Annotated in this window: 19 protein-coding genes; 9 read left to right on the forward strand and 10 right to left on the reverse strand. The window is 67.6% G+C overall.

The genetic code is table 11. The features are described 5' to 3' along the window. Positions 1–59: 59 nt before the first annotated feature. From Q9293_RS10495 to Q9293_RS10530, 8 genes are all read right to left on the reverse strand, one after another. On the reverse strand, positions 60–1,517 hold the full coding sequence (locus Q9293_RS10495; protein ID WP_306246197.1) for an OmpP1/FadL family transporter: 1,458 nt from the start codon (positions 1,515–1,517) through the stop codon (positions 60–62). Positions 1,518–1,693: 176 nt separating this feature from the next. Beyond that, the gene (trpA, locus tag Q9293_RS10500) at positions 1,694–2,443 is read right to left on the reverse strand and encodes a tryptophan synthase subunit alpha (protein WP_306246199.1); all 750 of its coding nucleotides are present in this window, start codon (positions 2,441–2,443) and stop codon (positions 1,694–1,696) included. 1 nt (position 2,444) lies between these two features. Next, positions 2,445–3,629 carry a tryptophan synthase subunit beta gene (gene trpB / locus Q9293_RS10505; RefSeq protein WP_306246201.1) on the reverse strand — a complete coding sequence of 395 codons (1,185 nt, stop codon included), beginning with the start codon at positions 3,627–3,629 and terminating at the stop codon, positions 2,445–2,447. Next, positions 3,626–4,246 carry a hypothetical protein gene (locus Q9293_RS10510; RefSeq protein ID WP_306246203.1) on the reverse strand — a complete coding sequence of 207 codons (621 nt, stop codon included), beginning with the start codon at positions 4,244–4,246 and terminating at the stop codon, positions 3,626–3,628. The genes trpB and Q9293_RS10510 overlap by 4 nt, the downstream gene beginning before the upstream one ends. Then, positions 4,243–5,076 carry an indole-3-glycerol-phosphate synthase gene (locus Q9293_RS10515; RefSeq protein ID WP_306246205.1) on the reverse strand — a complete coding sequence of 278 codons (834 nt, stop codon included), beginning with the start codon at positions 5,074–5,076 and terminating at the stop codon, positions 4,243–4,245. The genes Q9293_RS10510 and Q9293_RS10515 overlap by 4 nt, the downstream gene beginning before the upstream one ends. After that, the gene (trpD, locus tag Q9293_RS10520) at positions 5,073–6,104 is read right to left on the reverse strand and encodes an anthranilate phosphoribosyltransferase (protein ID WP_306246207.1); all 1,032 of its coding nucleotides are present in this window, start codon (positions 6,102–6,104) and stop codon (positions 5,073–5,075) included. The genes Q9293_RS10515 and trpD overlap by 4 nt, the downstream gene beginning before the upstream one ends. Then, a complete protein-coding gene (locus Q9293_RS10525) occupies positions 6,101–6,694 on the reverse strand; it encodes an aminodeoxychorismate/anthranilate synthase component II (protein WP_306246209.1) in 594 nt (197 codons plus the stop codon). The genes trpD and Q9293_RS10525 overlap by 4 nt, the downstream gene beginning before the upstream one ends. Continuing rightward, positions 6,691–8,091 carry an anthranilate synthase component I family protein gene (locus Q9293_RS10530; RefSeq protein WP_306246211.1) on the reverse strand — a complete coding sequence of 467 codons (1,401 nt, stop codon included), beginning with the start codon at positions 8,089–8,091 and terminating at the stop codon, positions 6,691–6,693. The genes Q9293_RS10525 and Q9293_RS10530 overlap by 4 nt, the downstream gene beginning before the upstream one ends. A 280-nt stretch (positions 8,092–8,371) precedes the next feature. Between Q9293_RS10530 and Q9293_RS10535 the strand changes: the two genes are divergently transcribed. The 9 genes from Q9293_RS10535 to Q9293_RS10575 all read left to right on the forward strand — a co-directional run bounded on the left by Q9293_RS10535 (position 8,372) and on the right by Q9293_RS10575 (position 17,219). After that, a complete protein-coding gene (locus Q9293_RS10535; RefSeq protein ID WP_306246213.1) occupies positions 8,372–9,304 on the forward strand; it encodes a hypothetical protein in 933 nt (310 codons plus the stop codon). Continuing rightward, positions 9,285–10,082 carry a 5'-nucleotidase C-terminal domain-containing protein gene (locus Q9293_RS10540; RefSeq protein ID WP_306246215.1) on the forward strand — a complete coding sequence of 266 codons (798 nt, stop codon included), beginning with the start codon at positions 9,285–9,287 and terminating at the stop codon, positions 10,080–10,082. Before Q9293_RS10535 ends, Q9293_RS10540 begins: the two co-directional genes overlap by 20 nt. 8 nt (positions 10,083–10,090) lie before the next feature. Continuing rightward, positions 10,091–11,041 (forward strand): bifunctional UDP-sugar hydrolase/5'-nucleotidase, encoded by a 951-nt coding sequence (locus Q9293_RS10545; RefSeq protein WP_306246217.1) that lies wholly within the window; start codon positions 10,091–10,093, stop codon positions 11,039–11,041. 142 nt (positions 11,042–11,183) lie between these two features. Continuing rightward, entirely contained in the window at positions 11,184–13,409 is a 2,226-nt protein-coding gene (locus tag Q9293_RS10550; RefSeq protein ID WP_306246219.1) for an NADP-dependent isocitrate dehydrogenase, read from the forward strand. Between the two features lie 23 nt (positions 13,410–13,432). Then, positions 13,433–14,041 (forward strand): YigZ family protein, encoded by a 609-nt coding sequence (locus Q9293_RS10555; protein ID WP_306246221.1) that lies wholly within the window; start codon positions 13,433–13,435, stop codon positions 14,039–14,041. 200 nt (positions 14,042–14,241) lie between these two features. Continuing rightward, positions 14,242–14,667, forward strand: coding sequence for a LiaI-LiaF-like domain-containing protein (locus Q9293_RS10560; RefSeq protein ID WP_306246223.1), 426 nt, complete (start codon positions 14,242–14,244; stop codon positions 14,665–14,667). Continuing rightward, on the forward strand, positions 14,664–15,377 hold the full coding sequence (locus Q9293_RS10565) for a LiaI-LiaF-like domain-containing protein (RefSeq protein ID WP_306246225.1): 714 nt from the start codon (positions 14,664–14,666) through the stop codon (positions 15,375–15,377). Before Q9293_RS10560 ends, Q9293_RS10565 begins: the two co-directional genes overlap by 4 nt. Further along, positions 15,377–16,441, forward strand: coding sequence for a sensor histidine kinase (locus Q9293_RS10570; protein ID WP_306246227.1), 1,065 nt, complete (start codon positions 15,377–15,379; stop codon positions 16,439–16,441). Before Q9293_RS10565 ends, Q9293_RS10570 begins: the two co-directional genes overlap by 1 nt. Positions 16,442–16,454: 13 nt before the next feature. Continuing rightward, the gene (locus Q9293_RS10575; protein WP_306246229.1) at positions 16,455–17,219 is read left to right on the forward strand and encodes a LytTR family DNA-binding domain-containing protein; all 765 of its coding nucleotides are present in this window, start codon (positions 16,455–16,457) and stop codon (positions 17,217–17,219) included. A 255-nt stretch (positions 17,220–17,474) separates the two neighbouring features. Here the strand turns inward: Q9293_RS10575 and Q9293_RS10580 are convergent, their stop codons facing one another. Together Q9293_RS10580 and Q9293_RS10585 are read right to left on the reverse strand one after the other, a co-directional pair. Further along, entirely contained in the window at positions 17,475–17,690 is a 216-nt protein-coding gene (locus Q9293_RS10580; RefSeq protein WP_306246231.1) for a hypothetical protein, read from the reverse strand. 5 nt (positions 17,691–17,695) lie between these two features. Next, positions 17,696–18,940 (reverse strand): SCP2 sterol-binding domain-containing protein, encoded by a 1,245-nt coding sequence (locus Q9293_RS10585; protein ID WP_306246233.1) that lies wholly within the window; start codon positions 18,938–18,940, stop codon positions 17,696–17,698.

Raw genomic sequence — 18,940 nt, forward strand, 5'->3', positions numbered from 1 at the left:
TCGGCCAGACCAGGAAAGGGCCCGGAGATCCGGGCCCTTTCCTGTTTGAAGCCAGCAGCTCAGAAGCTGTAGCGCACCTGGGCGCCAAGGATGTTGATGGCGGCCTTGATGCTGCCGCTGAGGTTGCCACGGAAGACATCAGGGTCCGCAGGCGTGCTGCCGGACACCAGGTTGACCTTGCCATCGCTGATGAACAGGCGGCTGTAGCCCACATCCACCGAGACCTTCTTGGAGATGGTGTAGCTCGCTCCGAGCGAGACCCATTTACGGTCGTTGTCGGGGATGCGGGGGGTGCGGTGGGCATCATCCACGGCGCTCTTGTCAAAGGCCGCGCCAGCACGAAGGGTCCACTCTGAATTCAGCTTCCAGGTGCCGCCCAGGGAGATGAAGGTGGTGTCGTTCCAGCTCTCATCCGTCACGGAATCCGTGAGGCCCGTGTCGAATTTGATACGCAGTTCCTTGAAACGCGACCAGGTGGTGCGGGCCACTTCACCCTGCAACGAGAAGGTGGGTGAGGCCTTCCAGTCGAAGCCCAGGGAGGTGGTCGCAGGCAGGTTCAACTCAGCTTCGCCCTTGCCATTCTTGAGGCCCTTGGCGGCCAGACCGTTGGCCAGGAAATAGGGACCCGCGTTCGGAATGGTGGAGGGGATCTCGAAGGTGGCATCGCCCTTCAGGGTCATGGTCATCGCCCCCTGGTGCGAGAGGCCGACTTTGAGATCGGCATTGGGCTCCCAGACCAGGCCCGCCTTGAAGCCGTAGCCCCAGCCATTGCCCTTCAGGCCGCCCTTGCCGTCGTAGGCGCCCGGCGTCGCCCCGATCAAAAGGGCCATGTTCGCCGCGGTGGAGGGCGGGGTCACACCAGCCTGGATGAACCCGGAGGCCGCAGAGGAGGCCAGCAGCGTGCCGTAGTCCACCGCGTTGGTGAGTTCGGCGTCCGCCTTGCGGGCGATGAAGGCCACGCCTCCGGACCATTCCGGGCTGAAACGATAGGCGATGCTCGGCGCAATGTCGATGGTCCGCAGATCCGACTTGAGCGCGTGGTAGCGGCCAACCCAATTGCTGTCGTATTCGGTGGTGAGGCCGAAGGGCACGTTCAGCGACAGGCCCACCTTCAGATCCTTGTTCACGCTGTACATGATATTGAATTCAGGCAGCACCGCAGAGATGGCGGCATTGCCGTGGTTCGGCGCGCCCGAGATGGGCAGGAAGGTGGAATTGAACCCCAGGCCGGACAGCATGGGGGTGCGGGAGCCGGAACCATTCTCGAACTTCGCGCTCAGGCCCACGTAGGTGCCGCCCAGGGAAAACTGGGTGCCGTTGTACTGGGTCATCACCGCGGGATTGAAGAAGAGGGCGCTGATATCGCCACCGCCGGCGCTGATGCCGGCGAAGGCATTGCCCTGGGAGAGGGGGCTCTGTTCGCGCAGCTGGAAACCGCTGGCCTGGGCCTGAGGCGCGAAGGCTCCAGCGGCGACAAGGGTCAGGACCGTGAGGGTGAGGCGCGAACGGTGGCTCATAGAGGCAATGCTCCCGACCCGGTTTCCCGGGGTGCTTGGCTGTTTTCAGCCGATTCGATAGGGATGAAGGATGAAGAATGGATCACAATACCAAAACGTCACCATCCTGCAACCGATCCCAACATCCTACCGTAAGGAAAGATCATTCACGACTTATGAATCTCCAACCAAGGGATTCACAAGCGTTCCGCCAGGGCCCCGCGCAGGCTTAGACCCCGGGCCAGGTCCTGCACCAGGGCTGATCCGATCACGGGGGTGGCTCCCATGGCCCGCACCGCTGCAAGGCTGGCCGCGTCGGACAGGCCGAAACCCACGGCCAGGGGGCGGTCGGTTAGAGCTCGCAGCTCCGCCACCCGGGCAGCCACGGCCTCCAGGTCCGTGCCCTGCCCCGTACCCGTGACGCCCAGGCGTGCCACCACGTAAGCGAAGCGCTGAGCATAGGAGGCCGTGGGCCCCGGATCGGGCCGTTCTGCCAGCAGCTGGGCAGCCCGTGCCACCGTGGTGGTGGGCGCCAACAGCGGCACCACGGGCAGGCCCACGGTACGCAGCTCCGCTTCCAGTTCCGGCTCTTCACCAAAGGGCAGATCCACCACCAGCAGAGCCTTCACGGGCGTGGGCGCGAGCAAGGCCCTGAGCCGCTCCACACCGAGCTGCAGCAGCGGGTTCAGGTAGGTGAAGAGGATGAGGTCGGGGCTCTCCGTCTGGCCCGCCAGGGCTTCCAGCACCTTCAGGGGTGTCGCGCCCCGGGCGATGGCGCGGTGCGCCGCGGCCTGCAGCACGGGGCCATCGGCGATGGGATCGGAGTGCGGCAGCCCCACCTCGATGGCCTCCAGGCCCAGGGCCTTCGCCTGGGAAAGCAAGGCAGGAAGGGCGTCCAGCGAGGGGTCGCCCGCCATGATGAAAGGAAGGAGCGGATTCAAGGTCATGTCAGATCCCCAGACGCGACTGGTAGGTGGACAGGTCTTTGTCGCCGCGGCCGCTGAGCCCCAGCAGCACCGTGGCGGCGCCTTCGGCGGCAAGGCTGGGCAGCAGGGCGAGGGCGTGGCTGCTCTCCAGGGCGGGCAGGATGCCTTCGCTTTCGCAGAGCAGCCGGGCGCCTGCCAGAGCCTCCTCGTCGGACGCGCGCCGCACCTCGACCTTCCCATCCAGGGCCAGGGCCGCCAGTTCGGGGCCCAGCGCCGGATAGTCCAGCCCCGCGCTGATGCTGGCAGTCTCGGCGGTGTGGCCATGCTCGTCCTGCAGAAGCAAAGTCTTGCAGCCGTGCAATACGCCCATGCGGCCCCCATCGAGCCGCGCGGCGTGTTCGCCCAGGGTGGCGCCGTGGCCTCCGGCTTCCACGGCCACACGGCGCAGCCCATCCCCTAAGAAGGGCACCAGCAGGCCCAAGCCGTTGCTGCCGCCCCCTGCACACGCGATCACCACCTCGGGCAGAGCTCCGGATTGTTCCAGGGCCTGGGCGCGGGCCTCTTCTCCGATGACGGTCTGAAAGCTGCGCACCAGGGTGGGAAAGGGATGCGGACCCAGCGCCGAACCCAGGATGTAGTGGGCCTGGTCGCAGCGGCCCGCCCAGGCACGCAGGGCCTCGTTCACGGCTTCCTTCAAGGTGCCCTGCCCCGCTTCCACGGGCACCACCTTGGCGCCGAAGAGGCGCATGCGGGCCACATTCGGCGCCTGGCGCGCCATGTCGGTGACGCCCATGTACACCGTGCAGTCCAGGCCCAGGCGCGCGCAGGCCGCCGCCGTGGCGACCCCGTGCTGACCCGCGCCGGTCTCGGCGATGATCTCGCCCTTGCCCATGCGCCGGGCCAGCAGGGCCTGGGCCAAGGCATTGTTGATCTTGTGGGCGCCCGTGTGGGTGAGGTCCTCCCGCTTGAGGAAGAGGGCCTTGAGACCCAGCTTTGCCGCCAATCGGGGCGCAGGGGTGAGCGGCGTGGGACGCCCCACGAAGTGGCGGAGCTCCGACTTCAGCTCCACTTGAAAAGCTGCGTCCTCAACCGCGGTGCAGAAGGCGGCCTCCAGATCGAGCAGCGGTTGCATCAGGGTTTCGGGGGCATAGCAGCCGCCCAGGGCCTGGGCCCCGAAGCGGGTGGGGAGGCTGAAACCAGCGGTCATGGAAACTCCAGGTGATGGGCCATTCGGATGTAGTCGCGCACTTGGTCTGGAGCTTTCACACCGGGCGCCGCCTCCAGGCGGCTGGCGGCGTCCACGCCGCGAAGCTGTGCCCGCACGGCAGGCGGAAGCGAGGCCACGCGCTCCGTGAGATTGGCGGCGTCGAGGCCCCCCGCCAGCAGGAAGGGGCCGGGCGGGGGAAAGGCCATGGCATGGGCCTGCCCCGACCCTCCGGCCACGCCAGTGGCCTGGGGGCTGGGCTCCCAAAGGTAGAGGTCCGCGGTCACCGGGACCTGTCCGGCTTCATCCGCCCAGGGCAGCAGCACGAAAAGCCCGGCATCGCGCAGTAGACGCACGCCGCGAACCCGCTGGTCCGCAGGCAGGTGCGGCTGCACCCGGCGAAAGCCATGCTGCTTGGCCAGTGCCAGGATGGCCGCGGCGGTCTCAGCGACCATCACCAGGACGGCGCGATCCAGAAAAGGTGCTGCGACTGAAAGATCATCGCAGTGCCGCGGACTGGGAGGATGCACGACGAAGCCCATCAGATCGGCCCCCTGGGCCACGGCGAAGGCGACATCTTCCGCGCGGACCAGGCCGCAGACTTTGGCGAGGAGCGTCACGACACCTCCGTCCGCAGCTCGGCCAGGGCCCGCTTCAGGAAGCCCCGGGGGTCCGCGCTGCGCATGAGCGCCTCGCCGATGAGCACCGCGTCGAAACCGGCGCGCAGGGCGGCGCGAGCATCCTCCGGCGTGGCCAGGCCGGATTCGCGGATGAGCACCGCGTCCGGGAAGGCCCGCCGCAGCGGCGCCGCCGTGGGTTCGCCCAGGGTGAAGGTGGAGAGGTCACGGGCATTGATGCCCACCAGCCTTGCCTCGGCCTCCTGCGCGAAGCCCACCTCCGTGAGGTCATGCAGCTCCACCAGGGGCTCCAGCCCCCGGGCGCGGGCGGCCTTGGCGAAGGCCGCCGTGTGGCCCTTCAGCACCCGGGCGATGAGGAGCACGGCCTCGGCGCCGGTGGCTTCCGCTTCGGCCAGCTGCGCTTCAGCGATCACGAAGCCCTTGTAGAGCCTCGGCAGGCCCAGTTCCGCGGCAGCCTGCAGATCCTTCGTTGACCCCTTGAAGTAGGCGGGCTCCGCCAGGATGGAGAAGGCCGAGGCCCCACCTTCCTGGTAGGCACGCAACTGGGGGAGCAGCGGCGTGCCCTGGGCGAAGGGCCCCAGCGAGGGCGAAGCCTGCTTGTATTCGGCGATGACCGCCCCACCTTGCTGGGCCGCATCGCGGCGCAGCGCCGTCTCGAAGGGGCCAGCGCCGGACAGGGCCTGGCGGGCGAGGGGCGTGACCGTCAGCTGGGAGAGACGTGCCAACTCAGACACCAGCACCTTCTGCAGGTGGGACGTGGTGCTGAGGCCCGTGCCATGGACAAGATTCGCAGGATCGGGAAGATGGCTCATGACTGCACCTGACTGGTGAAAGGAAGCGTGAAGCCCTGGTCGAGGCGGCTGCGCACCTCGCGCAGGGTTTCGGCAAGGCCCTCGAGGCCGAGATCGCGGTGCAGGTGCAGACCCAGAGCCGCCTGCAGGGCCACGGCATCGGCCACGGCGGGACGGAAGTCGGCATGGGCCGAGCCGCCGAACAGGCCATGCGCCACGGCCAGCGCCTCGGCGCGATCATGCACGCGCAGGGCGTGCCGGGTGGGCGGAGTGAGCCCCAGTTCCCGGGGCACCAGCACCTGGGGCGCGGCAACATTGCCATCCATCACTGCCAATACGGTGGTGGGCCCTTCGATGGAGGCCTCGTCGAGGCCCTTCCCTTCCGCATCCTTGCCATGGATTACGAAGGCCCGGCGCAGGCTGGGTCGCCGCGCCAGGGCCCCGGCCATGGGCGCGGTGAGTTCCTCGCGGGCCACGCCTAGCAGTTGCAGGGGTGGCAGGCCAGGATTCAGCAGCGGCCCCAGCAGGTTGAAGATGGTGGGGATGCCCAGGCGCTTGCGGATCTCGCGCAGGCGGCCCAGCAGCGGATGGTAAGCCGGGGCAAAGAGGAAGGCGAAGCGGCGCGTGCTGAGATCCGCAGACAGATCGGCGCTGGCTCGAGCCAGGTCGTAGCCCAGGGCCTCCAGCAGGTCCGCGCTGCCACAGACGCCCGTGGCGGCGCGGTTGCCATGCTTGACGATGGGCACGCCGAACTGCGGCAGCAGCAGGGCCGCCAGGGTGCTGAGGTTGGCGGTGGAGGAGCCATCGCCGCCCGTGCCGCAGGTGTCGAGGGCGTCCTCGGGTACCGGCGGGAAGGGCACCGCGACTTCGGACAGCGCATCGGCGAAGGCCGCCAGCTCGTGGGCCTCAGGCACCCGCTGGGCCAGCAGGGCCAGACAGGCGCCCACCAGCAGGGCGTCCGTGTCCTGATCGATGAAGATGCGCATGAGCTCCGACGCCGTGTCGGCCGGAAGCGGGCGAATGGGATTGTGGGTGGTGAGGAGGGTCATGACTGGCGTTCCTTGAGGCTGAATTCCTGGGCGAGTCGGAGGAAGTTGGCGAGCATGGCGGGGCCATCGGGCGTGAGGATGCTTTCGGGATGGAACTGCACGCCCCAGCGCGGCAGATGGCGGTGTTCCATGGCCATGATCTCCCCGCCGGGACTGCGGCCCGTGACGCGCCAGCAGACGGGCAGGGATGCCGGATCCGCGATGAGGCTGTGGTAGCGGCCCACCGGCAAGCCCGCAGGCAGGCCCTGGAAGAGGCCCGTGCTCTCGTGTTCCAGGGACGTGGCCTCACCATGCAGCGGCTCGAGGGCGCGGGTGACCTTGCCCCCGGTGGCCGCGGCCAGGGCCTGATGACCAAGACACACACCGAGCAGGGGCACCGCCCAATCCGACGCACCGAGGGCCATGTGGGCGGGGCTCTCGGTGGGATGGCCCGGACCCGGCGAAAGCACCACCGCCTGGGGGTTCAGGGCCTTCGCTTCGGCCAGCGTGATGGCATCGTGGCGGATGACCTTCACCTCGGCGCCGAGGGTCTCGAAGGCCTGCACCAGGTTGTAGGTGAAGGAATCCAGGGCATCGATCAGCAGGATCATCGGGTGGCTCCGGGCAGCTGCACGCCCAGGGCCTGGGCGATGGCGCCCAGCTTGTGCAGGGTTTCAAAGTATTCGGCCTCGGGCCTGGAGGCGCGCACCACGCCCGCACCCGCCTGGATGTGGGCCGCACCATCCGCGTAGACGGCGGTGCGGAGGATGAGGGCCGTGTCGAGCACACCGTCGGCGCCCAACCGCAGCAGCACGCCGCCATAGGGGCCGCGCACCTCGCCTTCCAGCTCGGCAATGCGCTGACAGGCCCGCAATTTGGGCGCGCCGCTGACGGTGCCTGCAGGGAAGGCGGCCGCCAGCACGTCGAGTGCATCCACACCTGGCTTCAGCTTGGCCTTCACGGTGGTGGTGAGGTGCAGCACGTGGCTGGTGCGCTGGAGCGCCAGGGGCAGTTCCACGCGCACCCCGCCGGGCACGCCCACGCGGCCCAAATCGTTGCGGGCCAGGTCCACCAGCATCTGGTGCTCAGCCAGTTCCTTGGGATCGCGCTTCAGGGCCTCGAAGCGGCAGGCATCTTCCTCGGCATTGGCGCCGCGGGGCACGGTGCCCGCGATGGGCAGGGTCTCGGCTTCGCCGTCCTGGACCCGCACGAGCATCTCCGGCGAGGCGCCCACCAGGGCGAAGCCCTCCCACTCCAGCAGGAATCCGTAGGGGCTGGGATTGAGGCGGCGCAGGCGACGATAGGCTTCCAGCGGCAGGGGCGGATCCTCGACGCGGAAGCGCTGGCTGGGCACCAGCTGATAGATGTCGCCGTCGAGAATCAATTCCTGGGCGGCGGCCACGGCGCCTTCATAGGCCTCGCGGGTCATGAGGGCCTTGGCGACGGGCTTCGCCTGGCCGGGACCAGGATCCTTGGCGCCTTCCAGCAGCCGCCGCCTCAGCTCCGCCAGTCGGGCGAAACCCGCTTCGGGGCTCGCGTCCAGGGTCTGCAGTTCCGCCACCTGGTGCAGGTGGTCGAAGACCAGCGCCGTGTCGAAGCGCCGCACCCAGAGCCCCGGCAAGCCGAGGGTGTTCTTGGCTGGAAGGCTCAAGGTGGGTTCCAGGGCCCCCATGGCCTCGAAGCCCAGGTAGCCCGCGCAGCCAACACCCACGGGCAGGGTCTCGCGCAACGCTGGAAGAACGGCGGCGGTATCGTGCAGCGTGTCCACGGGTGCAGCGCCCGCCAAGCTCCGCAGAGCCTCCACCCAGCCGGTGGCAGGCGCGGGCAGGCGGCATTCGCCCTCCCCTTCCAGCAGGACGAAGCTGTGGCGACCCACCCGCTCGCCCTGGTCGCAGGACTCCAGCAGCAGGCTGGCCCCGGCAGGCCGCAGGGCCAGGTAGGCCGCCAGGGGCGTGAGCAGGTCCGCCGGGAGCGGATGTCGGATCAGATGTCTGGGTGAGGGCGTCATCTTTCAGTCCACAACGAAAAAGCCCGACCATCAGGTCGGGCTCGGAGGGTCCGGAATGGCTAGGCCGCTAGGCCTCGCACAGGGAGCCGTCCGAGCCCATACGCCACCACCAAGCCTCAGAGGAGAGGCCCTGGCAGGGGACGGGGAAGGACAGCAGCATGAAAGGGATGAAAACCCATCGGGGCCGCCCCTGTCAAGCCCCCCGGGGTCCCCGCCCCGTCAACTCCCCGGGCCCCTGCCCGTCAATTGTGGTTTGATGAGAGATTGCTAGCGGATGGCCATGGAACCCACCGAACGCCCCACCACCATTCACATTTCCGAGGAGGACCTCGCTCCCCGGGGGCCCTGGTCCTTCCTGCGGTCCTCGCTGCCCGGGGGCTTCACGCGGTGGGGCTGGGGCCTCATGGGCGGTTGGATGCTCGCGCTGCTGGGCTCCACCCTCGGCTGGGCCGGCCACCTGCGCCGGGCCGCGGGCTGGAGCGCCCTGCCCAGCCACTGGGGTGAGAGCCTCAGCGCCCGCGATATCTGGGAGCTGGTGGAGAACGGGGGCCTCAAGCACAGCTTCACCAATTCACCCACCGTGCACCTCTTCGCCCTCGGCATCATCATCGTGCTCTGGTGCGGGTGGCGGCTGCAGGCGGAGGAAGCGGCCCTCAAGGCCCGGCTCAGCTCCTGGCTGCTGGGCGCCCTGGACACACTCCTCATCGGCTTCCTGCCCCTGGGCCTGGTGGCCTGGCTGGTGGACCTGTTCTTGGCCAAGCTGGGCGCTTCTGGCATTGAAGCCCTCGGCTGGACCGCCTTCTTCGGTCGGCCCCTGGTGTGGATGGGCCTCGTGGCGGCCCTGAACCTCCAGTGGTGGTTCTGCCGCCTGGGCCGGTTGGCGGGGCCTCCGCGAGGCTACCGGGCGCATCTCGCCGACTCTTTCCTGCGCCTCTGGTCGCACCCCATCCAGTGGGGGTTGATCTCCGTCGGCGGGGCCGCCCTGCGCGCCCTCCTGCCCTTCCTTGTCCTCCTCCTGGCCTGGCGCATGGGAGGCGGCACCACGTTCCGGGTCTGGCTGTTCCTCCTCCTCCAACTCCTCGTCACCGCCATCAACGGCTGGCTCATGGGCTGGCTGCTGAGGCTGGCCGCCCAGTTCTGGTCCCATGACGTCATCGTGCGGGATGTCCGCGCGGCCCTGAAGGAATCTGTCCGTGAAGCTTCAGCCCTGTAGCGTCCTGCTCTATTCCCTGCTTTCGCTCCCCCTCTCGGCGCAAGCGACGAACACCAAAACGGAAGTCGTCCCCATCGCTGCCACCATCCCCGAGGACGAGGCCATCCAGAAGGTCATCGCCCCCCTGGCGGCCGAGATCAAGGCCACCTTCGACCTGCCCCTGGTGCAGGCGCCCCAGGGCCTGTTCCGTGGCCGCCGTGGTGAGGAGAACCTGCTGGGCTACTGGACTGCCGACGTCATGCGCCGGACCGCGCAGAACGTGGTGGGCGCGGCCGTGCGCTTCGCCATCACCAACGCCGGCGGCCTGCGCTCCAACCTGCGGCCCGGCCAACTGAAGGTGGGCGACATCTTCGAGCTGATGCCCTTCGAGAACGAGCTGGTGGTGGTCGAACTCACCGGCGCCGAAGTGATCCAGGTGGTGAAGGAGGGCATCGTGCGCCGGGGCGGCGAACCCTGTTCCGGCGTGAAGGCCCTGGTCGGCGGCACGCCGGAAGCGGGCACCTACAGCCTCGTCTGGGAGGATGGCAGCCCCATCGATCCCAAGGAAACCGTGAAACTGGCCACCTCGGACTACCTCTACGGCGGCGGCGATTCCATCCCCACCCTGAAGCTGGGCCGCAAGCCCTTCACCACCGGCGTCACCCTGCGCCAGATGCTGCTGGATGAATGCGCCGCCCTGGCCAAGGCCAAGAAGGACCTGCTGCCTCCGCCCCCGGGCCGCTACACCATCCCCGCGCCCATTCAGGAAGCCATCCGCGACAAGAAGTTCAAGCTGTAGGAGGCGTGATGGACCGCCGACAATTCCTCGCCTCCCTGAGCGCCGCCGCCGTCGCTTCCCAGCTGCCCCTGCGGGCCGGGGCGGATGCTGCGCCTGCGGGCTCAGGCCGCATCACCCTGCTGCACACCAACGATACGCATTCCCGCATCGAGCCCTTCGGCCCCGGCAACGGCGCCATCAGCGGTCTGGGCGGCGTGGCCCGCCGGGCCACCCTGGTGAAGCAGTTGCGGCAGCAGCTGGGCGCCGTGCTGCTGCTGGATGCGGGCGACACCTTCCAGGGCACCCCCTACTTCAACCGCTACAAGGGCCGCCTCGACTACCAGCTCATGCGCATGGTGGGCTACGATGCCGGCACCCTGGGCAACCACGACTTCGACAATGGCGTGGGCATGCTGGTGGAGGCCATGGAATCCATGGAGCAGCTCCAGCACGCCAACCCGCCCTTCGCCTTCGTGAACTGCAACTTCGATTTCAAGGGCGCGCCCAGTCTCGGCAAGCGGGTGCGGCCCTACCTGGTGAAGGAGGTCTCCAACCTTCGCGTCGGCATCACCGGCGTGGGCGTGGCCTTCGCGGGCCTGGTGGCCCCCAAGAACCACGAAGGCATCACCTGGAAGGATCCCTACGACAGCCTGAAGCCCATCGTGAAGCGGCTGCGCGAGGTGGAGAAGGTGGACCTGGTGGTGGTGCTCTCCCACCTCGGCTACAACCTGAACGGCAGCGCCCCCGACGATCTGCAGATGCCCGGCCAGGTGGCGGGCATCGACGCCATCATCGGCGGCCACAGCCACACCTTCCTGGACAAGCCCACCAAGGTGCCCCAGGCCCAGGGCGAAACCCTGGTCTTCCAGGTGGGCTTCGGCGGGGTGAACCTGGGCCGCATGGATTTCGCCGTGGCCAAGGGCGCCGTGCGGGCCGCTTCCGGTTCCGCCATGCCTGTCATGGGCTCCATCGTGACCTAGGTCCCATTCCGCCCTTCCTTCGGGAAAGCCGCTTGAAGCGCCGCTTTCCCCGTGGGAGTCTGCCTTTCTATCCGTTCTTCGCACACCGATGAGCTAGCCGGCCCCCTGAGGCCAGCGGAGCCTGAACATCCAAGGAGTCGCCATGACCACGCAGAAAATCATCTGGACCGAGATCGACGAAGCGCCTGCCCTCGCCACCTATTCCCTGCTGCCGGTCATCCAGGCCTTCACCCATGGCACCGGCATCGAAGTGGAGACCTCCGACATCTCCCTGGCGGGCCGCATTCTGGCGGCCTTTCCCGAGAGGCTGACCGAGGCCCAGCGGGTGCCCGACAACCTGGCCCGCCTGGGCGAACTGGCCCTGAAACCCGAAGCCAACATCATCAAGCTGCCCAACATCAGCGCCTCCATCCCCCAGCTCATCGCGGCCATCAAGGAGCTGCAGTCCCAGGGCTACGCTGTGCCTGACTATCCGGAACAGCCCACCGAGGAAGTGGACAAGGCCATCCAGTCCCGCTATGCCAAGGTGCTGGGCAGTGCCGTGAATCCCGTGCTGCGCGAAGGCAACTCCGACCGCCGCGCGCCGCTCTCCGTGAAAAATTTCGCCAAACAGCACCCCCACAAAATGGGAGCCTGGGCCCCGGATTCCAAGGCCCGCGTGGCCCACATGACCGGTGGCGACTTCTACGGCAGCGAAGCCTCCGTTACCCTGCCCAAGGCCACCACGGCCCGCATCGAATTCGTGGCGGCAGACGGCTCAGTCAAGGTGCTGAAGGAGAAGCTGGCCCTGAAAGAGGCCGAGGTGCTGGACGCCTCCGTGATGAACGTCCGCGCCCTCCGGGCCTTCTACGCCGAGCAGATCGACGTGGCCAAACACGAAGGGCTGCTGCTCTCGCTGCACCTGAAGGCCACCATGATGAAGATCTCCGATCCCGTCATGTTCGGCCACGCGGTGTCCGTGTACTACCAGGCGGTCTTCGACAAGCACCTGGCCACCCTCAACGAACTGGGCATCAACACCGCCAACGGCCTGGGCGATGTCTACGCCAAGATCCAGGCCCTGCCCGAAGCCCGCCGCGCCGCCATCGAGGCGGACATCCAGGCGGTGTATGCCACGCGCCCGGCCCTGGCCATGGTGGACTCCGACAAGGGCATCACCAACCTGCACGTGCCCAACGACATCATCGTGGACGCCTCCATGCCCGTGGTCGTGCGCGACTCCGGCAAGATGTGGGGCGCGGACGGCAAGCTGCACGACACCCTGGCCATGATTCCGGATCGTTGCTACGCCACCATCTACCAGGCCATCATCGAGGACTGCCAGCAGCATGGCGCCTTCAATCCAGCCATCATCGGCAGCGTGCCCAATGTGGGCCTCATGGCCCAGAAGGCCGAGGAGTACGGTTCCCACGACAAGACCTTCTTCGCCCCGGCCGAAGGCACCATCCGCATCGTCGATGCCGATGGCGCCACCCTGCTGAGCCAGAAGGTAGAGGCCGGCGACATCTTCCGTGCCTGCCAGACCAAGGATGCTCCCATTCAGGACTGGGTGAAGCTGGCCGTGTCGCGCGCCCGCATCACCGGCGCGCCCGCGATCTTCTGGCTGGACCGGCAGCGCGCCCATGACGCCCAGGTCATCGCCAAGGTGGAAACCTACCTGAAGCAGCACGACACGGCGGGTCTCGACATCCGCATCCTGCCTCCGGTCGAAGCCATGAAGCTCTCCTGCGAGCGCATCCGCAAAGGACTCGACACCATCTCGGTCACCGGCAACGTGCTGCGCGACTACCTCACCGACCTCTTCCCCATCATCGAGCTGGGCACCAGCGCCAAGATGCTGTCCGTCGTACCGCTCCTGGGCGGAGGCGGCCTGTTTGAAACCGGCGCCGGCGGCTCGGCCCCCAAGCACGTGCAGCAGTTCCAGAAGGAGGGCTACCTGCGCTGGGACAGCCTGGGCGAATTCTCCGCCTTCTGCGCCTCCCTCGAACACGTGGCCAACGCCTTCCAGAACGCCAAGGCCGCGGTGCTCGCCGAAACGCTGGATCAGGCCATCGCGAAGTTCCTGGACAACGACAAGTCCCCCGCCCGCAAAGTGGGCCAGATCGACAACCGCGGCAGCCACTTCTACCTGGCCCTCTACTGGGCCCAGGCCCTGGCCGCCCAGACCAAGGACGCCGACCTGCAGGCCCGCTTCGCCCCCGTGGCCCAGGCCCTGGGCGGCCACGAAGCGAAGATCAACGACGAACTCATCGCCGCGCAGGGAAGGCCCGTGGACATGGGCGGCTACTACCACCCCGACAAGGCCAAGACCGCCGCCGCCATGCGCCCCAGCGCCACCTTCAACGCGATCATCGATGGGTTGAAGTAGACAACCGGCGGTACAGTCAGTCCATGCGCCGTCTGAAGGAGATCGCCATCCACCGGTTCCGTGAGAAGGCCTCGGTCTTTCTCACGGAGTTGCATCCGGCGCGGGATGCGGAGGAGCGGTCGGCGGTGCTGGCCCTACTGCGCAAGAGGGATTTCGACGCCACCCACCACTGCAGCGCCTGGCGCGAGGGGGTGCCGGTCTCGGCCTTCGGCGCCGACGATGACGGCGAACCCTCGGGCACGGCCGGCCGTCCCATGCTGGCGGTGCTGGAGGGCGCCGAGGTCACGGATCTCATCGCGATCTGCATCCGCTGGTACGGGGGCACCAAGCTGGGCACCGGGGGCTTGGTGCGGGCCTACACGGAGGGTGTGCAGGGGGCCCTGGCGGAAGCCGATGCTCTTGGTCTCTGGGAGGAAGTCCGCATCCTCCGCACGGGGGAGATCCGCGTCCCCGCCGCCCAGGCCCACCTGCCCTTCGCCCTGCTGGGGGCCTTCCCCGCCGCGGCGGTACTGGAGCAGACCTTCGATCAGGAGGCGGCGGTGCTGCGCTTCCAGTGCCCGCCGGACCTGGTGCCCACCCTGGAGCACACCTGGCGCGAACGCAGCCGGGGCGGCAGCATTCACTGGGAATGACCGCTCGCCGGTTCTGGCCCGTCATTCGCCGATCCCTGCCCGACATGGCCACGGGATGCCCGTAGCTTGGTCACTGAGGAGGAAAGACCCATGGTCCATGCGGGATGGTTCATCGACGGCGCCTGGTGGCTGCTGCTGCTGTGCCTGCCCTCCCTGGCCTATGTGTCGCCCTTCGGATCAGGCAGAAAGGAATACCACTCATGAATGTCCAGGAACGACGCCCCCTCTTCTCCACCAAGCTGGTGTTCGGCCTGACGGTCCTGGCCGTGGGCCTCATCCTCATGGCTGACAGCCTTCACTGGTATGACGCCTGGCATCTGCTCACCTGGTGGCCACTGGCCTTGGCGGCCTTCGGGCTCGCGCGCCTGGCCCAGGATGGCATCCTCAGCCTGCGCGGCCATGTGTGGCTGGCCTTCGCAGCGGCAGGGTTCATTTCTCAGTTCGGCCCCTGGGGCTTGCTGGAACGTTGGTGGCCGGGCTTCATCATCTGGGGTGGCATCATCGTCACCCTGCGGGCCATCTTCCCCCAGCCGAAGCGCCCTAAGAAGGGCAAGGACATCCCCCCATCGCCAAGGACCGCCGTTTCCGGCGATGCTGAATCAGACACCACCCAGGTGAGGCCATGACTCCTGTTGACGACACCAAACCCCCGAGCCCCTTCAGCCCCAAGCTGGTGCTCGGCATCGCCATCATCGCGCTGGGCCTGATTCTCACGCTCGATAATTTGAACCTCGTCGAGGCCCACACCATCCTCAAACTCTGGCCCCTGGTGCTCGTGGTCATGGGCTTCGCCAAGATCCGACAGGAAGGCAGCGAGGGCGGCATGGGCGGCTGGCTGCTGGTGCTGGGCGGCAGCTTTTTGCTGCTGGTCACCTTCGCCCGCGGGCACCTGGCTGATGCCATCGGGCCCATGCTCGTGGTGGCGCTGGGCATCCTCATCGTCGTCAAGGCGCTCAAGCAGAACCGGCGCGTGCCGCCGGAGTTGGCCCAATCCGAGGATTTCCTCCGTGGCACGGCCATCTTCGGGGCCTTCAAGCGGCGCATGTTCAGCCATGCCTTCAAGGGCGGCGAGCTGACGGCCATCTTCGGGGGCTACGAAGTGGATCTCCGCCAGGCGATGCTGGAATCGGGCCAAGCCCGCATCGATGTCTTCATCCTCTTCGGCGGCGGTGAGATCCGCGTGCCTGAGGGTTGGGAGATCGCAAACCGCGCCACGGCCATGTTCGGCGGCCTGAGCGACGCCACCCACCACGGACCGCCCAGCCATGCGGGTGAGCGGCCACGGCTGGTGATCACAGGCCTGATCCTCTTCGGCGGCACCGAGGTCAAATCCTGATGCACCCCCTGCTGGCCAGCCGCGCGCGCCTGGGGGCCTACCTGCTGGGGTGGGTCCCCATTGCGCTGCTGCTCATCGCCATCGCCCGGTCCCAGGGCTGGAGCTGGGAGGGGGCGGTCTCCCTCGCGGTGCCGCTCTGCCTGCTGGCCGCCCTCCTGTTCCTGTCGGCCTGGTTCCTCTGCCGGGCCCTTCCGCTGGGCCGGACCGTGGAGGGCCTGGGCCGCCACGGCGCTGCCTGGGCCATGGCGGCCATCTTCATGGGCAGCCTCTGGTCAGGTCTCGCCTGGATGCTCGCGCGGCTGCTGGCCTGGATTCCGGGCCTGGGCGACCTGCCCCCGCGGGTGGACACCGCGCTGCCGGTGCTCACGGGCCTCGGCATCCTGCTGTACCTCGCCTCCGTGGCCCTCAACTACCTGATCCTCGCCCAGGAACGCGCGGTCGAGGCCGAGCGCAAGGGCGCCGAGCTGCAGCTGCTGGCCCAGGAATCCGAATTGAAGGCGCTGCGGGCACAGCTGAATCCGCACTTCCTCTTCAACAGCCTCAACTCACTGTCGGCCCTGACGGCGGTGGATCCTGCACGAGCGCGCGAGATGTGCGTGCTGCTGTCGGATTTCCTCCGTCGCAGCCTGGGCCTGGGTGAGCGGCGGCTGGTGGCGTTGCGCGAAGAGCTGGATCTGGCCAAGGCCTACCTGGCCATCGAGCAGATCCGCTTCGGCCAGCGCCTGCAACTCGCCTGGACGGTGGATCCCGCCGCCGAGCCCGCCCTCCTGCCCACCCTGCTGCTGCAGCCCCTGGTGGAGAACGCCATCAAGCACGGCATCGCGGCCCTGCCGGAAGGCGGTGTCCTCGCGGTCAGCGCCGAGGTGCTGGATGGGCACGTCATCTTGAAGGTGGACAACCCGCTGGATCAGGATGCCCCGGTGCCGCAGGGCCTGGGCATCGGCCTGCGGCAGGTGCGCCAGCGGCTGCTGGGCCGATTCGGCAGCCGCGCCCGCTTCGAGGCCGGCGTGCGCGAGGGCGTCCACCACGCCACCTTGGTATTCCCCCTGGAGACTGAACCATGAAAGGCCTGATCCCATGAAAGCCCTGATCATTGACGACGAGGAACTGGCCCGCGCCGTGGTACGCGAGCATCTGGCCGCCCACCCGGATGTGGAAGTGGTTGCCGAATGCGCCAACGGATTTGAAGCCATCAAGGCGGCTGCCCAGTTCCAGCCCGACCTCATCTTCCTGGACATCCAGATGCCCAAGCTGGATGGCTTCGAGGTGCTGGAACTGCTGGAAGCCGAAGGCAAGCGGCCCGCCGTGGTCTTCGTCACCGCCTACGATCAGCACGCCCTGCGGGCCTTCGAGGCCCATGCCGTGGACTATCTGCTGAAGCCCTTCTCGAAGGATCGCTTCGACGGCGCCTTGGCCAAGGCGCGAGCCCTCCAGTCGGCCCAGCCCGCGAGCGCTTCCACGCCTGCAATCACCGCCACGGAATTGGCCACCTCCGCCCGCCAGGGCAAGCCCCTGGAACGCATCGTCGTGAAGGATGGCCCCAAGGTCACCGTGGTGCATCTGGACCGCCTGGACTGGGTGCAGGCCCAGGACGACTACGTGCTGCTGCGCACCGAGGGCAAGAACCTGCTCAAGCAACAAACCCTCGCCAGCCTTGAGGCTCAGCTCGATCCGAACCGCTTCATCCGCATCCACCGCAGCTACATCCTGAACCTGGACCGGCTCGTGCGGGTGGAGCAGGACACGAAGGAACACCGCGATGCCATCCTGCGGGATGGCGCCCGGCTGCCCGTCAGCCGCGCCGGGTACCAGCGTCTGCGGGAACTGTGGGAAGGCGCCTGAAACCGTTTCGCTCTAAATAAGAAAGGATCCACCACGGAGCCACGGAGTATGGGCACACAGGAGGCGGAGGAGCCGGATGCCCTCGAAGAAATCCGGCGCCACCGCCTCCTGTGGCTTCCGGCCTTGCCGGAAGCGGCCAACGGCCTGCCCATGACAGAGGAGCACGGAGGCCTCCGTACCCTCTCAGTGGGCTCGGTGTTTCCGTGGTGGATCGCTATCGTTGATGGCGATTCGGCAAGATGCCTCTTGAAGGGTTCAGATCGGCGCGTGCAGCTGGCAGGGGTGACAGTCGCAGTGCCCGCACCGCCCGCTGCAGGGCAGGCCGTTGTCCACCACCACGGAAGGTTCGGGTGCCTTGACGGGGCCCGCGGCCTGCCGCTCGATGGTGGGGATGGCCTTCGCCATGCGAAGGACGCCGACAGCCGAAGCTGGAGAGGACTGCTGGGGTTTGCGGGAATTGCCTCTGGGCATGGTTGCTAGACCTCCGGCCGCCGGAAACTCTTGGCCACCTTCTGCATGAGCAGTGGGTCCCCTTCGATCTGGATCTTTCCGGTCATGAAGGCCTCCTGGGCGTTCAGCGTTCCGGTGCTCATGGCGACAAAGTCGTCAGCTTTCGCTTTCAAAAGCGTATCACAGGGTTTGAGTAGGCGAGGGAAGACCATGCAGGTTCCGTTGCGGATTAACACTGTGTAACCCATGTCGTCGATTTGATACCCCACAACAGCTTCGAGATCCCCTGCCTTTTCCGCATTGAAACGCTCGGGCATGGATTCCAGAAGGCCCTGCGCCGGGTTCACATCCGCATCGAAGTGGGCCGTGTAGGCCGCCACCTGACTCATGTCCCCCTTCACCGTGATGGCACCACCCAGCAGGGCCGCCACCAGGTTGAGCTTGCCGGCGTTGAGCGCCGCGAAATCGGCATCGGAGATGCCCAGCGCGGCTCCCCCTTCCACCTCGCCCGGGCGCACGGAAAGGCCCTCGGGGCTGAAATCGAGGCGGTAGGGCACGCCCTCCACCTTCACTTCCAGGGTGCCGGAGGCGCCGCCCCTGTAGCGGCGGCGCAGGGTCGCCAGGGCCTTGCCGCCGGGGGTGTCCGGGAAGGTGATTTCCGGCTCCGCCGACCAGGTCTTCCAGGCCTTGCGCAGCAGGCCCATGTCACCTTTGAACTGGAGCTGGCCGCCGAGCAGCGCGGGGCCTGGATCCGCGAGGCCGCATACCAGGCCACGCACCGCCGCCTCGTCGCCGAGCACCTCGGCGCCGTCGCCCCAACTCTCGCCGCCGACGCTGACCTCGAGGCCCGCTCCGACGAGGCCCAGGCGGGCAGGAACCAGGTCCTTCAGTGGCTTCACAGGGCCGCCCTGTTTCTGGGGCTTCTTGAAAAACTTCGGGAATTTCTGAAGCAGGCCGAGATCGCCGGTGCCTTTGAGCTTGCCAGTCATGAAGGCCTGCATGGGATCGAGCTTGCCCTCGTTGAGGGCGATCCAATCCTCGCCACTGATCACCACCACGGAGGTGGCATCCGGCTTGGCCTCGCGCTTCAGCGTGAAGGCGCCGTTCTCGATGAGGCAGGTGTAATCGCCACCGCCCTCCCCCGTCACCTGATAGTAGACGGAGACCGTCAGGCCCTGGGCCTTTTCGGGAAGAAAGAGCTCGGGCATCAAGGCGAAGATGCCGTCCACCGTCAAAGCCATGAAATCACCTCGGAATGTGGGATCGAGCAT

The organism is Geothrix sp. PMB-07, from assembly GCF_030758935.1.
Taxonomy (GTDB): domain Bacteria; phylum Acidobacteriota; class Holophagae; order Holophagales; family Holophagaceae; genus Geothrix.

What these genes read in the sequence shown, in the direction of transcription:
- Q9293_RS10495 (WP_306246197.1), bottom strand. Translation starts at nt 1,517, where the DNA reads ATGAGCCACCGTTCGCGCCTCACCCTCACGGTCCTGACCCTTGTCGCC.
- trpA (WP_306246199.1), bottom strand. Translation starts at nt 2,443, where the DNA reads ATGACCTTGAATCCGCTCCTTCCTTTCATCATGGCGGGCGACCCCTCG.
- trpB (WP_306246201.1), bottom strand. Translation starts at nt 3,629, where the DNA reads ATGACCGCTGGTTTCAGCCTCCCCACCCGCTTCGGGGCCCAGGCCCTG.
- Q9293_RS10515 (WP_306246205.1), bottom strand. Translation starts at nt 5,076, where the DNA reads ATGAGCCATCTTCCCGATCCTGCGAATCTTGTCCATGGCACGGGCCTC.
- trpD (WP_306246207.1), bottom strand. Translation starts at nt 6,104, where the DNA reads ATGACCCTCCTCACCACCCACAATCCCATTCGCCCGCTTCCGGCCGAC.
- Q9293_RS10525 (WP_306246209.1), bottom strand. Translation starts at nt 6,694, where the DNA reads ATGATCCTGCTGATCGATGCCCTGGATTCCTTCACCTACAACCTGGTG.
- Q9293_RS10530 (WP_306246211.1), bottom strand. Translation starts at nt 8,091, where the DNA reads ATGACGCCCTCACCCAGACATCTGATCCGACATCCGCTCCCGGCGGAC.
- Q9293_RS10535 (WP_306246213.1), top strand. Translation starts at nt 8,372, where the DNA reads ATGGAACCCACCGAACGCCCCACCACCATTCACATTTCCGAGGAGGAC.
- Q9293_RS10545 (WP_306246217.1), top strand. Translation starts at nt 10,091, where the DNA reads ATGGACCGCCGACAATTCCTCGCCTCCCTGAGCGCCGCCGCCGTCGCT.
- Q9293_RS10550 (WP_306246219.1), top strand. Translation starts at nt 11,184, where the DNA reads ATGACCACGCAGAAAATCATCTGGACCGAGATCGACGAAGCGCCTGCC.
- Q9293_RS10555 (WP_306246221.1), top strand. Translation starts at nt 13,433, where the DNA reads ATGCGCCGTCTGAAGGAGATCGCCATCCACCGGTTCCGTGAGAAGGCC.
- Q9293_RS10560 (WP_306246223.1), top strand. Translation starts at nt 14,242, where the DNA reads ATGAATGTCCAGGAACGACGCCCCCTCTTCTCCACCAAGCTGGTGTTC.
- Q9293_RS10565 (WP_306246225.1), top strand. Translation starts at nt 14,664, where the DNA reads ATGACTCCTGTTGACGACACCAAACCCCCGAGCCCCTTCAGCCCCAAG.
- Q9293_RS10570 (WP_306246227.1), top strand. Translation starts at nt 15,377, where the DNA reads ATGCACCCCCTGCTGGCCAGCCGCGCGCGCCTGGGGGCCTACCTGCTG.
- Q9293_RS10575 (WP_306246229.1), top strand. Translation starts at nt 16,455, where the DNA reads ATGAAAGCCCTGATCATTGACGACGAGGAACTGGCCCGCGCCGTGGTA.
- Q9293_RS10580 (WP_306246231.1), bottom strand. Translation starts at nt 17,690, where the DNA reads ATGCCCAGAGGCAATTCCCGCAAACCCCAGCAGTCCTCTCCAGCTTCG.
- Q9293_RS10585 (WP_306246233.1), bottom strand. Translation starts at nt 18,940, where the DNA reads ATGCTCGATCCCACATTCCGAGGTGATTTCATGGCTTTGACGGTGGAC.